A 16,166-nucleotide genomic window follows, 5' to 3' on the forward strand; every position below is an offset into this window, starting at 1 on the left:
TCAGCCTACCCAATGGCGGGCGTTGCGCCACATCCGCGTCCAGCCACTGGGAGCGTTGATGTCCTGGTCGGTCCAGCTCATCAGCACGTTGCGGAACACGCGCTCGGGGTGCGGCATCAGCGCGGTAAAGCGGCCGTCGGCGGTGGTGACGGCGGTGAGGCCGGCCGGGCTGCCGTTGGGGTTGTGGGGGTAGCGTTCGGTGGCCTGGCCCCGGCTGTCGACGAAGCGCATGGCGGCGATGGCCTGGGCCGGGTCGCCGCGGTGACGGAAGTTGGCGTAGCCCTCGCCGTGCGCCACAGCGATGGGCAAGCGCGTGCCGGCCATGCCCTGGAAGAACAGGCTGGGCGAATCGAGCACCTCCACCTGCGACAGGCGCGCCTCGAAGCGCTCGCTCTGGTTGGTGGTGAAGCGCGGCCAGGCCCCGGCGCCGGGGATGATGTCGGCGAGTTCCGCGAACATCTGGCAGCCGTTGCACACGCCCAGGCCGAAGGTGTCGGTGCGCGCGAAGAAGGCCTGGAACTGCTCGGCCAGGCGCGGATTGAAGGTGATGGAGCGCGCCCAGCCGATGCCGGCACCCAGGGTGTCGCCGTAGCTGAAGCCGCCACAGGCGACCACACCGCGCACGTCCTTCAGGTCGGCGCGGCCGGTCTGCAGGTCGGTCATGTGCACGTCGATCGCCTCGAAACCGGCCTGGGTGAAGCACCAGGCCATTTCCACGTGCGAGTTGACGCCCTGCTCACGCAGGATGGCGACCTTGGGGCGCGAGAGGTTCAGGAAGGGCGCGGCCACGTCCTCGGTCGGGTCGAAGGTGAGGTGCGTGTGCAGGCCACCGTCGGCCGGGTCGCCGGCCGCGGCGTGTTCGGCGTCGGCGCAGGCGGGGTTGTCGCGGCGCTGGTTGATCTTCCAGCTCACGCTGTCCCAGACCTGCTGCAGGTCGACCAGCTTCGCGCTGAAGACGGCCTTGGTGTCGCGCCAGACCTGCAGTTCGCCTTTGCCAGCGTCCATCGACGACGACACAGGACGCGTCTTGCCGATGAAGTGGCTGTGCTTCGACAGGCCATGCTCGCGCAGCAACTGCATCACCTCGTTGCGCTCATCCGTGCGCACCTGCAGCACGACGCCCAGTTCCTCGTTGAACAGGGCCTTGAGCGTGAGCTCCTCGCGGCGCGCGCTGACCTGCTGCGCCCAGTTCTTGGCGTCGCCCGTCTCGGCGCGGCTGTCGCTGATGCCATCGCCCTCGGTGACGAGTTGGTCGATGTTGAGCGCCACGCCCACCTGGCCGGCGAAGGCCATCTCGGCCACGGTGGCGAACAGGCCCCCGTCGCTGCGGTCGTGGTAGGCCAGCACGCGGCCCTGCGCGCGCAGGGCGTTGATGGCGTTCACCAGGTTCTTCAGGTCCTGCGGGTCGTCCAGGTCGGGCACCTCGCCGCCGGGGTGGCCCAGGGTCTGCGCGAGCACGCTGCCGCCCAGGCGGTGGCGCCCCTTGCCGAGGTCGATCAGCACCAGCGTGGTGTCCTCGATCTCGCGGTTCAACTGCGGCGTGAAGGTGCCGCGCACGTCGGCCAGCGAGGCGAAGGCGCTCACGATCAGGCTCACCGGCGCGGTGACCTTCTTCGTCTGGCCGTCGGCCTGCCACTGGGTGCGCATGGACAGGCTGTCCTTGCCCACGGGGATGGAGACGTCCAGCGCCGGGCACAACTCCATGCCCACGGCCTTCACGGTCTCATACAGCGCGGCGTCCTCGCCGGGTTCGCCGCAGGCGGCCATCCAGTTGGCGCTGAGCTTCACGCGCGGCAGCTCGATGGGCGCGGCCAGCAGGTTGGTGATGGCCTCGGCCACGGCCATGCGGCCCGAGGCGGCGGCGTGCGTGGCGGCCAGCGGCGTGCGCTCGCCCATGCTCATGGCCTCGCCCGCGAAGCCGGCGTGGTCGGCCAGGGTGACGGCACAGTCGGCCACGGGCACCTGCCAGGGGCCGACCATCTGGTCGCGGTGGCTCAAGGCCCCCACCGTGCGGTCACCGATGGTGATGAGGAAGCGCTTGGACGCCACCGTGGGGTGGCTCAGCACGTCGATCACGCTCTTCTGCAGATCGACGCCGGTGAGATCCATGGGCGGCGATGTGCGCGCCACGGTCTTCACGTCGCGGTGCATCTTGGGCGGCTTGCCCAGCAGAACATCCATCGGCATGTCGACCGGGCTGTCCTGGCCTCCGTCGACCAGCTTCAGTTGCCGTTCTTCCGTCGCCACGCCCACCACCGCGAACGGGCAGCGCTCACGCTCGCAGAAGGCGGTGAACTGCGGCAGCGATTCCGGCGCGATCGCCAGCACATAGCGCTCCTGGCTCTCGTTGCTCCAGATCTCCTTGGGCGCCAGGCCGCTTTCTTCCAGCGGCACGGCGCGCAGGTCGAAGCGCGCGCCGCGGCCGGCGTCGTTGGTGATCTCGGGAAAGGCGTTGGAGAGGCCGCCCGCGCCCACGTCGTGGATGGCGAGGATGGGGTTCTTCTCGCCCTGGGCCCAGCAGTGGTTGATGACCTCCTGCGCGCGGCGCTCGATCTCGGGGTTGCCGCGCTGCACGGAGTCGAAGTCGAGCGAGGCGGCATTGGTGCCGGTGGCCATGGAGCTGGCCGCGCCGCCGCCCATGCCGATCTTCATGCCCGGGCCGCCCAACTGGATGAGCAGCGTGCCGGCCGGGAAGAGCACCTTCTTCGTGAGCTTCGCATCGATGGTGCCCACGCCGCCCGCAATCATGATGGGCTTGTGGTAGCCGCGCTGCACGCCGTCCACCACCTGCTCGTATTCGCGGAAGTAGCCCAGCAGGTTGGGCCGGCCGAATTCGTTGTTGAAGGCCGCGCCGCCCAGGGGGCCCTCGGTCATGATCTGCAGGGGGCTGGCGATGTGCTCGGGCTTGCCGCCCGGCTGATCGGACAGGCCGCCCCAGAGCTTGCCCACCGTGAAGCCGGTGAGGCCGGCCTTGGGCTTGGAGCCGCGCCCGGTGGCACCCTCGTCGCGGATCTCGCCGCCCGCGCCGGTGGAGGCGCCCGGGAACGGCGAAATGGCCGTGGGGTGGTTGTGGGTTTCCACCTTCATCAGCACGTGCTGGGTGGCGGGCTCGGCGCGGTAGGCGGGCGCCTGGCCATCGGGGCCGCCGTCGTAGCGCGCCACGAAGCGCTGCACGTCATGGCCTTCCATCACGGACGCGTTGTCGGCGTAGGCGATGACCGTGTGCTGCGGGCTGTGCTGGTGCGTGTGGCGGATCATGCCGAACAGGCTCTTGTCCTGCGCCACGCCGTCGATGGTGAACTGCGCGTTGAAGATCTTGTGGCGGCAGTGCTCGCTGTTCGCCTGCGCGAACATCATCAGCTCCACGTCGGTGGGGTTGCGGCCCAGGCCGTTGAAGGCGGTGATGAGGTAGTCGATCTCGTCCTCGGCCAGGGCCAGGCCCCAGTCGGCGTTGGCGCGCTCCAGGGCCGCGCGACCACCACCGAGCACGTCCACGCGCTCCATGGGCGCGGCCTGCAGTTCGGTGAACAGGGCGTGGGCCTCGTCGCGCGTGGCCACCACGGCCTCGGTCATGCGGTCGTGCAGCAGGCTGGCCACGGCCCAGCGCTGCTCGGGCGTGAGCGCGGGCTTGCCGCCCAGCAAACCGGGCTTGAGGGCGATGCGGTACTCCACCAGGCGCTCCACCCGGTGCACCACCAGGCCGCAGTTGCGCGCGATGTCGGTGGCCTTGGAGGCCCAGGGCGAGACAGTGCCCAGGCGCGGCATGACCAGCAGCGCAGGGGCGCCGTCGGCTTCGAGCTTGAGGTGTTCGGCTTGCGCGGGCTCGCCGTAGGTGAGCAGCTCGCCCAGGCGCCGCTCGGTGGCGCTGTCAGGGGCGGCGTCGAAGGCCACCAGGTGCACGAAGCGCGCGCTCAGGCCGACGATGCGGTCGTGGATGGAGGTGAGGCGGGGAAGAAGCTGCTGGACTCGGAAGTCGCTGATGGCGTGACCGCCATCAAAAGTGCGCAGGTGCAGGGACACGGTGGGGCCTGAGGTGCGTTGAACCACCCGCGGGCGGGGTGGTGGAAAGCCCGCGATTTTACCTGCCACCCCCATGGTGATCGGCCCGCCAGGGCTGCCCGGACGGGGTCCGGTGGGATAATCGCGCCCCATGAGCATCACCTACAAGGACGCCGCCGGCATCGAGGGCATGCGCACCGCCTGCCGCCTCGCCTCCGAAGTGCTGGACTACCTCACGCCGCTGATCCAGCCCGGCATGACGACGCTCGAGATCGACCGCCTCTCGGCCGAGTACATGAAGCAGCAGGGCACGCGCTCGGCCACCATCGGCTACCAGCCCAGCGGCTACCCGCCCTACCCCGGCCACCTGTGCACCTCCGTCAACCACGTGGTGTGCCACGGCATCCCGAACGACAAGCCGCTCAAGAAGGGCGACATCCTCAATGTGGACGTCACCGTCATCACGCCCGAGGGCTGGTACGGCGACAACAGCCGCATGTTCCTCATCGGCGGTGAGGCCGCCTGTTCCATTCAGGCCCGCCGCCTGAGCCAGGTGACCTTCGAGGCCATGTGGAAAGGCATCGTGCTGGTGCGCCCCGGCGCGCGCCTGGGCGACATCGGCCACGCCATCCAGACCTACGCCGAGGGCAACGGCTTCAGCGTGGTGCGCGAGTTCTGCGGCCACGGCATCGGCCAGCGCTTCCACGAAGAACCCCAGGTGCTGCACTACGGCCGCCCGGGCACGCTGGAAGAACTCAAGCCCGGCATGACCTTCACCATCGAGCCCATGATCAACGCCGGTCGGCGCGAGATCAAGGAACTGGGCGATGGCTGGACCATCGTCACGCGCGACCGCTCGCTCTCGGCCCAGTGGGAGCACACCGTTCTGGTCACCGAGACCGGCTACGAGGTGCTCACCTGGTCGGCCGGCAACATCGCACCGCCGGCCTTCGTGACCCCCGCCCCGGCCAGCGTCGCGGCCTGAGGGCACCCCGCGCGTGGCCACGCCCCACAACGGCATGGACGAGCTCGCCGCGCTGCGGCAGCAGTACCGCGACGACAAGCAGGCGGTGTTCGCCACCCTGCTGCAGACCGGCGCCTCCACCCGGGGCGTGCGCCAGGCGCTGCACCAGCTCGCCCGCCTCACCGACCAGACCTTGCGCACGCTCTGGCAGCGCGCCGGCTTCGGCCCGCGCTTCGCCCTGGTGGCCGTGGGCGGCTATGGCCGAGGCGAGCTGTTCCCGCATTCCGACGTCGACGTGCTCGTGCTGCTGCCCCAGGGCTGCGAGCCCGACGCCGACGACACGCTCAAGGCCCGCATCGAGGGCTTCATCGGCGCCTGCTGGGACCTGGGGCTGGAGATCGGCTCCAGCGTGCGCACCATCGACGAGTGCGTGGCCGAGGCCGAGAAGGACGTGACCGTCCAGACCTCGCTGCTCGAATGCCGGCTCGTCGCGGGCCACCAGGAAGGCTTCAGGCAACTGGTCACCCGCCTGGGCGAGGCCATGGACCCCAAGGCCTTCTTCGTCGCCAAGTCACTGGAGATGCGCCAGCGCCACCACAAGTACGAGAACACCCCCTACGCGCTGGAGCCCAACTGCAAGGAATCGCCGGGTGGCCTGCGCGACCTGCAGATCATCCTGTGGGTGGCCAAGGCCGCCGGCCTGGGCCGCAGTTGGGACGAGCTCGCCCGCACCGGTCTGGCCACGCCGCTGGAGGCGCGCCAGATCAAGGCCAACGAGGCCCTGCTGAGCCTCATCCGGGCGCGGCTGCACCTCATCGCGCACCGGCGCGAGGACCGACTGGTGTTCGACCTGCAGACCGCCGTGGCCGAGTCCTTCGGCTTCAAGGCGCAGTTGCCCGCGCCCGGCGAAACCAACCCGCGCGGCACGCGCCGCGCGAGCGAGGCGCTGATGAAGCGCTACTACTGGGCGGCCAAGGCGGTCACGCAGCTCAACCAGATCCTGCTGCTCAACATCGAGGAACGCCTGGGCGACACCGAACCCGGCGTGCAGCGCCTGCGCCCCATCAACGAGCGTTTCTTCGACAAGGGCGGCATGCTCGAGGTGGCCAGCGACAACCTCTACATCCAGCAGCCGCACGCCATCCTGGAGACCTTCCACATCTACCAGACCACCGTCGGCATCAAGGGCCTGTCGGCGCGCACGCTGCGCGCGCTGTACAACGCGCGCGCCGTGATGAACGCGAAGTTCCGCGCCGACCCGGTCAACCGCGCCATGTTCCGCCGCATCCTCATGGAGCCGCAGGGCATCACGCACGCCATGCGGCTGATGAACCAGACCTCGGTGCTGGGGCGCTACCTCTGGGTGTTCCGCCACATCGTGGGGCAGATGCAGCACGACCTGTTCCACGTCTACACGGTGGACCAGCACATCCTGATGGTGCTGCGCAACATGCGCCGCTTCTTCATCCCCGAGCACTCGCACGAGTACCCGTTCTGCTCGCAGCTCGCGGCGGGCTGGGACAAGCCCTGGATCCTCTACATCGCCGCCCTCTTCCACGACATCGCCAAGGGCCGTGGCGGCGACCACTCCGAACTCGGCGCCAGGGACGTGCGCAGCTTCTGTCGCCAGCACGGCATCGAGCGCGAGGACACGAAGCTGATCGAATTCCTGGTGTCCGAGCACCTCACCATGAGCCGGCTGGCGCAGAAGGCCGACCTGTCCGACCCGGACGTCATCGCCGACTTCGCGAAGCGCGTGGGCAACGAGCGCTACCTGACGGCGCTGTACCTGCTCACCGTGGCCGACATCCGCGGCACCAGCCCCAAGGTGTGGAACGCCTGGAAAGGCAAGCTGCTCGAGGACCTGTACCGCTACACCCTGCGCGTGCTGGGCGGGCGCGCGCCCGACCCGGGCGCCGAGATCGAGGGCCGCAAGCGCGAGGCCCTGCAGTTGCTGGCGCTGCACACCCTGCCCCACAACGCGCACAAGGCGTTGTGGGACACCCTGGACGTGAGCTACTTCATGCGCCACCAGGCCGACGAGATCGCCTGGCACACGCGCGTGCTCACGCGCGAGCTGGCCAAGCCGGGGCGCGACGCGGACCGCGCCATCGTGCGTGCGCGCCTCTCACCGGCGGGCGAGGGCCTGCAGGTGCTGGTGTACGCGGCCGACCAGGCCGACCTGTTCGCGCGCATCTGCGGCTATTTCGACATGTCGCAGTTCAGCATCCTGGATGCGCGCGTGCACACCACGATGACCGGTCACGCGCTGGACACCTTCCAGGTGATCGTGCCCGAGATGGCCGAGCACTACCGCGAACTCGTGGCCATGGTCGAGGCCCGGCTGCCCCAGGTCATCGACCAGCGCGGCCCGTTGCCGCCGCCCACCAAAGGCCGGCTGTCGCGGCGCGTGAAGAGCTTCCCGATCACGCCGCGCGTGGACCTGCGACCGGACGAGAAGGCGCAGCGCTGGCTGCTGTCGGTGTCGGCCAGTGATCGAGCGGGCCTGCTCTACGGCATCTCGCGCGTGCTGGCGCGGCACGAGATCAGCGTGCAGCTCGCCAAGATCACCACCCTGGGCGAGCGGGTGGAGGACACCTTCCTCATCAGCGGGCCTGAGCTGCAGGTGAACAAGCGGCAGATCCAGATCGAAACGGAGCTGCTGGAGACGCTGCAGGGTTGAGGCCTAGGCGTCAGGCTGCAACAGCGCCAGCATCGCCGCCTCGTCGATCACCGCCACGCCCAGCTCCCGCGCCTTGTCCAGCTTGCTGCCGGCCTCCTCGCCGGCCACCACGTAGTCGGTCTTCTTGCTCACCGAGCCAGCCACCTTGGCACCGGCCGCTTCCAGCATCGCCTTGGCGTCCTCGCGCTTGAGCGTGGGGAAGGTGCCGGTGAGCACGAAGGTCTTGCCCAGCAAGGGCTGCGGGGTGTTGTGCTCGCCCTCGTTCTCGGGCCAGTGCACGCCGGCCGCGCGCAACTGCTCCACCACCTCGCGGTTGTGCTCCTGCTCGAAGAAGGTGCGGATGCTCTGCGCCACCACCGGGCCCACGTCGTTCACCTGCAGCAGCTCGTCCACGCTGGCGTCCATGATGCGGTCCAGGCTGCCGAAGTGGCGCGAGAGGTCCTTGGCGGTGGCCTCGCCCACGTGGCGGATGCCCAGGCCGAACAGCAGGCGCGGCAGCGTGGTCTCGCGGCGCTTCTGCAGCGCATCCAGCACGTTCTGCGCCGACTTCTCGGCCATGCGCTCCAGGCCCGCGAGCGCGGTGAGGCCGAGCTTGTACAGGTCGGGCAAGGTCTTGATCAGACCGCTGTCCACGAGTTGCTCCACCAGCTTGTCGCCCAGGCCCTCGATGTCCACCGCGCGGCGCTGCGCGTAGTGCAGGATGGCCTGCTTGCGCTGCGCGGCGCAGAACAGGCCGCCAGTGCAGCGGTGGTCGGCCTCGCCCTCCTCGCGCACGGCGTCGCTGCCGCACACGGGGCAGTGCGCGGGCATGGTGAAGGGCTCTCCCCGTTCGGGCTGAGCTTGGCCTGTCCTGAGCTTGTCGAAGGGTCGAAGCCCTTCCCGCGATGCGCCTTCGACAGGCTCAGGCTGAACGGACGGGAGGACGACCGACACCACCTCGGGAATCACGTCCCCCGCGCGTCGCACGATCACGGTGTCGCCCACGCGTACGTCCTTGCGGCGGGCCTCCAGTTCGTTGTGCAGGGTGGCGTTGGTGACGGTGACACCGCCCACGAACACCGGCGCCAGCTTGGCCACGGGCGTGAGCTTGCCGGTGCGGCCCACCTGCACGTCGATGGCCTGCACGGTGGTGAGCTGTTCCTGCGCGGGGTACTTGTGGGCCACGGCCCAGCGCGGCTCGCGCGTGACGAAGCCCAGGCGCTTCTGAGTGTCCAGGCTGTTGACCTTGTAGACCACGCCGTCGATGTCGTAAGGCAATGCGTCGCGCTGCTCGCCGATGCGGCGGTGGAAGGCCACGAGTTCGTCGGCGCCGCGGCACACCGCCGTCTGTTCGGCCACGGGGAAGCCCCAGGCCTTCAGGCGCATGAGCCAGTCGTACTGCGTGGCGGGCGGCGACTCATCGCCCACCACCTCGCCCCAGGAGTAGGCGAAGAAGCTCAACGGCCGCTCGCGGGCGATGCGCGAGTCGAGCTGGCGCACGGCGCCGGCGGCGGCGTTGCGCGGGTTCACGAAGGTTTTTTCGCCCTTGGCGCCCTGGGCGATCTTCTCGCGCTGGCGCTCGTTGAGGGCCTCGAACTGGTCGCGGCGCATGTAGACCTCGCCACGCACCTCCAGCACCTCGGGCACGTCATTGGGCAGCCTCAGGGGAATCTGCCCGATCGTGCGCACGTTGTGCGTCACGTCCTCGCCGGTCTCGCCGTCGCCGCGCGTGGCGGCGCGCACCAGCACGCCCTGCTCGTAGCGCAGGCTCATGGCCAGGCCGTCGAACTTGAGTTCGGCCAGGTACTCCACGGGCGGATCCGCTTCGGCCAGGCCCAGCTCGCGGCGCACACGCGCGTCGAAGGCGGCGGCGCCGCTGGCCTCGGTGTCGGTCTCGGTGCGGATGCTGAGCATGGGCACCGCATGGCGCACGGGCGCCAGCGCCTTGAGGATGGCACCGCCCACGCGCTGCGTGGGCGAGTCGGGGGTCATCAGCTCGGGGTGTTGCGCCTCGATGGCCTGCAACTCCTGGAACAGGCGGTCGTACTCGGCGTCGGGGATCTTGGGCGCGTCCAGCGTGTAGTACAGGTGGGCGTGGTGGTGCAATTGAGCGCGCAGCTCGGCGGCGCGCTCGGCCACCGACGCGGGCTGCGGCGGCTCGGCGAAGAGGTCAGGGGTCATAGGTCTGACGCCGGGCCGCCCCAAGTCAGACCGGCCCCCTTGGGGGGCAGCGACCCGCGAAGCGGCGGAGCGTGGGGGCTCATGTTGCTTAGGAGAACAGCCGCCGCGCCTGCGGCGAACCGGCGGCGAGGTCGCGCTCGTCGAGCGCGTCGTACAGGCTTTCCAGGTCGGTGCCGATGTGGTCCATGGCCTCGGCCGGCAGCGGCGCGCCCGCGTCGTCGGTAACCAGGCCGTCCATGGCCTCGGCCAGGGCCTGCGCGGCCTGGCGCAGCCGGCTGAAGGGCTGTTCGTCGCGCGCCACATGCGTCACCTCCAGTGACAGCGTGATCTCGCGCAGCGCGCTCTGCTCGGGGTCGTCGGCCATGGCGGCCTGGGGGTCATAGGTCAGCACCAGCACGGGGGGCTGACCAGGCTGGCTGGCGGGCAGCACCATGCGCCCCGGCAGCGTGCCCGCCACGAAGCCCAGGCGGCTGGCGTGTTGCGACACGTAGCCCGGGCTCCAGGCGGCGCGGCGCGCGCGCAGGGTGAAACCCAGTTGCGCGTCGTGGCCACTGGCGAAGGCGTCGAGCTCGCGCGCGCGCGCCACCTCGGCGCGCATGTCGGGGAAGTCGGGGCTGGCGCCCACGGCGTCGGCGAAGGCCTGGGTCTTGACCACGAACTCGGAGAATTCGATGTCGTTGAGCGGCCCCGCTCGGTTGGCCAGTTGCACGCCGGCCTGCAGCGCGCGGTAGCGCTGATGCGGCCGGGCGCCTTCCCATTCGCCGCTCTGGGCGTTGAGGCCTTCCACCGCGAAGGGCTTGCTGCCCACGCGCCGCGTGGCTGGCAGGGCCGCGAGCACGGCGTCGCCCGAGACCTCGTGCTCCAGCGCCAGCGGCGCGATGACGTCGATCAGCGCGTCCAGCGCGGGGTCGGGCCGGCGCTGGGGCAGCGGCGCCAGGGTGGGCTCGATCGGCTCGGGTTCGTCAGGCGCGTCCAGGGTCTCGACCGCGTCGGGCACTTCAAGCGAGCTGTCGTCGAGCACCGGATCCTGCCGTTCGGCCAACGGCGCCAGCACCGGCTCGCCACCTTCGTCCGGCGCCGCCCCGCGCTCACGCACCGTGCGCGGGACGCTTTGGCGCGTGACCCATGCGTTGTAGGCCACCACCGCCGCGAGCACGAGGCCGCCGACGATGGTCAGTCCGATCTGCAGGCTGGTCATGCACTGCCCTCCTCGAACACGACGCGACGTGCGCCGAGGTCGAACCCAGAGGCACCGCGGAACCGGCTTTGCCGGGCCGCAGGTGCCGCCCCCTGAAGGGGGGCACGCGAAGCGTGGCGGGGGAATTCCATGGTCACGTGGCTTCGAGCATGCCGGCCGCCGACTCCATATCGACGGCCACGATGCGCGAGACGCCCTGCTCCTGCATGGTCACGCCGATGAGCTGCTGCGCCATCTCCATCGCGATCTTGTTGTGGCTGATGAAGAGGAACTGCGTTTCCTTGGCCATGGCGCTCACCAGTCGGGCGTAGCGCTCGGTGTTGGCGTCGTCCAGTGGTGCGTCCACCTCGTCGAGCAGGCAGAACGGCGCGGGGTTGAGCTGGAAGATGGCGAACACCAGGGCGATGGCGGTGAGCGCCTTCTCGCCGCCCGAGAGCAGGTGGATGGTCTGGTTCTTCTTGCCGGGCGGCTGGGCCATCACCTGCACGCCGGCGTCCAGGATCTCCTCTCCCGTCATCACCAGCCTGGCGTTGCCGCCGCCGAACAGCTCGGGGAACATGCGGCCGAAGTGTTCGTTGACGGTCTGGAAAGTGGCGCCCAGCAGCTCACGGGTCTCGTTGTCGATCTTCTTGATCGCGTCTTCGAGCGTGGTGATGGCCTCGTTCAGGTCGGCCGACTGCGCGTCGAGGAAGGTCTTGCGCTCGCGCGAGGCCGTCAGTTCGTCCAGCGCCGCCAGGTTGACTGCGCCCAGGCCCTGGATGTCGCGGTGCAGGCGGTCGATCTCACCCTGCAGGCCGGCCAGGCGCACGTTGCCTTCGGTGATGCTCTGCGCGATGGCGGCGCGGTCGGCTTCGGCCTCGTCGAGCATCTGGCTGTACTGCTCCACGCCCAGGCGCGCGGCCTGTTCCTTGAGCTGGAAGTCGGTGATGCGGCTGCGCAGCGGCTCCAGCTCACGTTCCAGTTGCAGGCGGCGCTCGTCGCTGGCGCGCAGCTTGGTCGTCAGGTCGTCGTACTGGCTGCGCAGCGCCGACAAGGCCTGCTCGCGCTCGGTCTTGGCGGCCAGGGCGGCCTGCAGGCCGGCCTGGGCGGCGGCATCGGTCAAGCGGGTCAGCTCGTCCTGTGCGCGCTGCTGCTCGTCGGCCAGCGATTGTTCCTGCTGGCCCGCGGTGTCGATGGCGCGCTGTAACTCGGCCTGGCGCGCCTGCAGGCTGCGCAGCGAGAAGGTGGCCTCTTGCGCCTGGCGCTCCAGTGAACGCTGCTGCTCGCGCGCGTGGTTGAGTTTTCGCTCGGCCTCGATCACGGCGTCGTCGAGCTGGGCGTGGCGCTCTTGGCTGTCGGCCAGTTGCATGTCCAGTTCCTCGAAGCGCGCCTCGGCGATCACACGGCGTTCTTGCAGCGATTCGAGCTGCGCGTCCACCTCGGCCAGGTCGGCGTTGATCTGCTCGCTGCGCGCGCGCGTCTGCTCGGCCTGCTGCGTCAGGCGCAGGGCCTCCACCTGCAACTCGTGCGATCGGCTCTGCGCCTCGGCGGCCTCGCGGCGCGCCACCACCAGGCGCTGGGAGGCGTCGGTGAAGGCGGCGTCGGCGCGCACCAGGGCCGAGCGCGCCTGCTCGGCGATGAGCGCCTGTGCCTTGAGCTGCTTGTCGAGGTTCTCGATTTCCTGCGCGCGCGCCAGCAGGCCGGCCTGCTCGTTGTCGGGCGCGTAGAAGCTCACGCTGTGCGCGCTGACGGCGTGGCCGCTGGCGACGTAGATGGCCTCGCCGGCCTGCAACTGGCCGCGCTGGGCCAGGGCTTCGTCCAGCGTGGCGGCGCTGTAGCAGCCGCGCAGCCAGTCGCCCAGCAAGGCCTGCTGGGCCGCGTCGTTCAGGCGCAGCCAGCTGGCCAGGGGCTTGAGCGCGCCGTTGCCCGCGCCAGCGGTAGCGCCCGGCGGCGGCTGATAGAAGGCCAGGCGCGTGGGTGGCGCGTCGGTGGCGAAGGCGCGCACCATCTCCAGGCGCGACACCTCCAGCGCGCCCAGACGCTCGCGCAGCGCGGCCTCCAGGGCGTTCTCCCAGCCGGTCTCCACGTGGATGCGGCTCCACAGGCCCTGCAGGCTGTCCAGCCCGTGCTTGGCCAGCCAGGGCTTGAGCTTGCCGTCGGTGCGCACCTTTTCCTGCAGGGCCTTCAGGGCCTCCAGGCGCGCGCTCAGGTCGGCCTGCTTCGCGGATTCGGCGTTCACCGCGGCCTGGGCCTGGCGGCGCGCCTCGTCGAGCTGCGGCACGCTGTCCTGCAGTTCGTGCAGGCGGGCGTCGGTTTCTTCGGCCAGGGCCTGGGCCGTGGCCATGGCCTGCTGGGCCGCGGTGACGCGGGCCTCATCGGGCGCGGCCAGGGCGTTGCGGTCGGCCATCAGGCGCTCGCGGCGCTGGCCCAGGCCGCGCGACTGCTCCTCGACGTTGCGCTGCTCGGCCGCCAGCACCTGGATCTGCTGCTGCACCTGCGCGACGGCGCTGCGCTGCTCGGTGGAGCGGGCCTGTGCGGCGCGCAGGGCGTCTTCCAACGCGGGCAGCGCACCCACTTGCTCCTCGCCCTGGGCCGCCAGCACCACGGATTGCTCCTCGGCGCCCACAATCTTCTCGGCCAGTTCCTCGATCTCCACGGCCGCGTCCTGGCTGCGGGTGGACCAGGAAGCGATTTGCTCCTTCAATTGCGCCAGGCGCTGCTCCACGCGCTGGCGGCCCTCCACCACGAAGCGGATCTCGGCCTCCAGCTTGCCCACCTCGGCGCTGGCCTCATACAACTTGCCCTGCGCCTGATTCACCTGGTCACCGGCCGCGTAGTGGGCCTGGCGGATGGTCTCCAGCTCGCTCTCGATGCGGCGCAGGTCGGCCGTGCGCGATTCGAGGTCGGTGGCGGCCTGGGCGGCGTCCTTCTGCACGCGGGCCTGCTCGGCCTCGGCGTCGGCGCGTTTCAGGAACCACAACTGGTGCTGCTTGAGCGTGGCGCTGGCGTTGAGCGCGTGGTACTGCGCGGCCACCTCGGCCTGTTTCTCCAGCTTGTCGAGGTTGGCGTTGAGCTCGCGCAGGATGTCGTCCACCCGGGTGAGGTTCTCGCGCGTGTCGGCCAGGCGGTGCGCGGTCTCGCGGCGGCGCTCCTTGTATTTGGAAACACCTGCAGCTTCCTCCAGGAACAGGCGCAGTTCCTCGGGCTTGCTCTCGATGATGCGGCTGATGGTGCCCTGGCCAATGATGGCGTAGGCGCGCGGGCCCAGTCCGGTGCCCAGGAACACGTCCTGCACGTCGCGGCGGCGCACGGGCTGGTTGTTGATGTAGTAGCTGCTGGTGCCGTCGCGCGTGAGCACGCGCTTGACCGCGATCTCGGTGAACTGGCCCCACTGGCCGCCGGCGCGGTGGTCGCTGTTGTCGAACACCAGTTCCACGCTGGCGCGGCTGGCCTGCTTGCGGCTGGTGGTGCCGTTGAAGATGACGTCCTGCATGGACTCGCCGCGCAGCTCGGAGGCCTTGGACTCCCCGAGCACCCAGCGCACCGCGTCCATGATGTTGGACTTGCCGCAGCCGTTGGGGCCCACCACGCCCACCAGTTGGCCGGGCAGCATGAAGTTGGTGGGTTCGGCGAAGGACTTGAAGCCGGAAAGCTTGATGGAGTTGAGGCGCACGGCGGTCCGGGTGAAGCGGCGTTGGCGGGAGACGGAGGGTCCGCGGACGGACCATCGCGGGATGATACCTGCGGCCCTGTGGCGCCCCTGAACGGTCGGGGTGGTGCGGTTTTTAACGGGACGTTTTAACGGCGTCGGCCTTTTGGCCTAGGTAACAGCTTGTTTCATCAGAAGCATGCCAACAGAATCGTCCCCGTTCTGCAAACCAAGTCATCACACCGCGCCCTCCCCATGAACACCATCGTCAACACCAACTGGGATCCTGGCCTCATCGCCCTGTCCTTCGCCTTCGCCGTCATCGGCTCCTTCGTGGCCCTCAGCGCCGCCACCCGCATCCGCAACCGCCGTGGCGCGCTGGACTGGAACAGCGTGTTCACCGTGGGCATCGCCCTGGGCGGCGTCGGGGTCTGGTCCATGCACTTCATCGGCATGCTGGCCCTGCAGATGGACGTGGGCAGCAGCTATTCCATGCTGGAGACGCTCGTCTCCCTGGTGGCCGCCATCCTGGCCACGGCCGGTTCGGTGGCTTTCGCCGCGCAACGTCCCGAAAGCTTCACCCGCCTGCTGAGCGCGGGCGTGCTGCTGGGCATGAGCGTGGTCGTCATGCACTACCTGGGCATGTTCGGCCTGAAGATCTACGGCTTCATCACCTGGGACATGGCCCTGGTGGGCGCGTCCATGGTGATCGCCGTGGTGGCCGCCACCGCCGCGCTGTGGCTCGCCTTCAACAGCAAGACGCTGAGTCGCCGCGTGGCCGCCTCGGTGGTGATGGGCATCGCCGTCTGCGCCATGCACTACACCGGCATGGCCGCGGCCGAATTCGTCTGCACGACCACCGAGCGCGCCGCCATTCCGCAGGGCACGGGCTTCATCTCGGCCTTCCGCCTGCCGCTGCTGGTCATCGCCACCACGGTGATGCTGACGGTGCTGCTGTCGCTGGACCAGCTGTACCAGCACCTGCGTGGGCGGGCGCTGCGGGCCGCGCGGGCCTGAGTCAGTTGAGGAACACCGTGTCATCTGGGTCGAAGTAGCCCATGCGCGAGGGCAGCGGCTCCGTCGAGGTCGACGGCGCGGTCTTCTTCCGCGATGGCGGATCAATGAACACCGTCGCATCGTGGTCGAAGTAGCCCATACGCGAGGGCAGCGGCTCCGTCGAGGTCGGCGGAGAAATCTTTTTCCCCGATGGACTTGCTGCCTCGAACTTGCTCCCTGGATTCCTCTCTTTGAGTCGAGCTGGAGCCCGCGGTGCATAAACCGGCCCCTTGACGGCATGTGGCTCACTGGCGCTCGACGTTGAAGAGTCCGAAGCGCGCCTCAGGATGGACTGATTGCTCTTTTCATCCGATGCCTTGGTGCGCTTTTCGCCCGTACCTCTGGCATCCTTCTTGTTGGCGTGGGACGAACCCGTGTCCTTCCTGGAAAAAAACTTCGAGAGGGAACGCATGACAACTCCTTGGTCAATGAAGAAACTGAACTGAAACAAACCGGGAAACGTGAAAAGTGACGGCGT

The 16,166-nt window shown here is 69.5% G+C and carries 8 protein-coding genes; 3 read left to right on the forward strand and 5 right to left on the reverse strand.

The window, feature by feature from the left end; genetic code table 11:
- Positions 1-4,020, reverse strand: a complete 4,020-nt coding sequence (gene purL, locus BN948_RS04990) for a phosphoribosylformylglycinamidine synthase (protein ID WP_009515853.1) — start codon at positions 4,018-4,020, stop codon at positions 1-3.
- A gap of 130 nt (positions 4,021-4,150) precedes the next feature.
- On the opposite strand from purL, the gene map reads away from it, so the two are divergent.
- Together map and BN948_RS05000 are read left to right on the forward strand one after the other, a co-directional pair.
- Positions 4,151-4,984: a type I methionyl aminopeptidase gene (gene map, locus BN948_RS04995; RefSeq protein ID WP_009515852.1), complete on the forward strand. Its 834-nt coding sequence runs from the start codon at positions 4,151-4,153 to the stop codon at positions 4,982-4,984.
- A gap of 34 nt (positions 4,985-5,018) precedes the next feature.
- Positions 5,019-7,646, forward strand: coding sequence for a [protein-PII] uridylyltransferase (locus BN948_RS05000; protein WP_035620752.1), 2,628 nt, complete (start codon positions 5,019-5,021; stop codon positions 7,644-7,646).
- A 3-nt stretch (positions 7,647-7,649) separates the two neighbouring features.
- Here the strand turns inward: BN948_RS05000 and ligA are convergent, their stop codons facing one another.
- The 3 genes from ligA to smc form a co-directional block, all read right to left on the reverse strand.
- On the reverse strand, positions 7,650-9,806 hold the full coding sequence (ligA, locus tag BN948_RS05005; protein WP_009515850.1) for an NAD-dependent DNA ligase LigA: 2,157 nt from the start codon (positions 9,804-9,806) through the stop codon (positions 7,650-7,652).
- Between the two features lie 88 nt (positions 9,807-9,894).
- Positions 9,895-11,004, reverse strand: a complete 1,110-nt coding sequence (locus BN948_RS05010; RefSeq protein ID WP_009515849.1) for a cell division protein ZipA C-terminal FtsZ-binding domain-containing protein — start codon at positions 11,002-11,004, stop codon at positions 9,895-9,897.
- A gap of 133 nt (positions 11,005-11,137) precedes the next feature.
- Positions 11,138-14,656, reverse strand: a complete 3,519-nt coding sequence (smc, locus tag BN948_RS05015) for a chromosome segregation protein SMC (protein ID WP_009515848.1) — start codon at positions 14,654-14,656, stop codon at positions 11,138-11,140.
- A gap of 231 nt (positions 14,657-14,887) precedes the next feature.
- Here smc and BN948_RS05020 point away from each other — a divergent pair, with 231 nt between their 5' ends.
- Positions 14,888-15,649 (forward strand): MHYT domain-containing protein, encoded by a 762-nt coding sequence (locus BN948_RS05020; RefSeq protein WP_009515847.1) that lies wholly within the window; start codon positions 14,888-14,890, stop codon positions 15,647-15,649.
- A 1-nt stretch (position 15,650) separates the two neighbouring features.
- Here the strand turns inward: BN948_RS05020 and BN948_RS26530 are convergent, their stop codons facing one another.
- A complete protein-coding gene (locus BN948_RS26530) occupies positions 15,651-16,100 on the reverse strand; it encodes a hypothetical protein (protein WP_009515846.1) in 450 nt (149 codons plus the stop codon).
- Positions 16,101-16,166: the final 66 nt, after the last annotated feature.

The organism is Hydrogenophaga intermedia (assembly GCF_000723405.1).
GTDB classification, from domain to species: Bacteria; Pseudomonadota; Gammaproteobacteria; order Burkholderiales; family Burkholderiaceae_C; genus Hydrogenophaga; species Hydrogenophaga intermedia.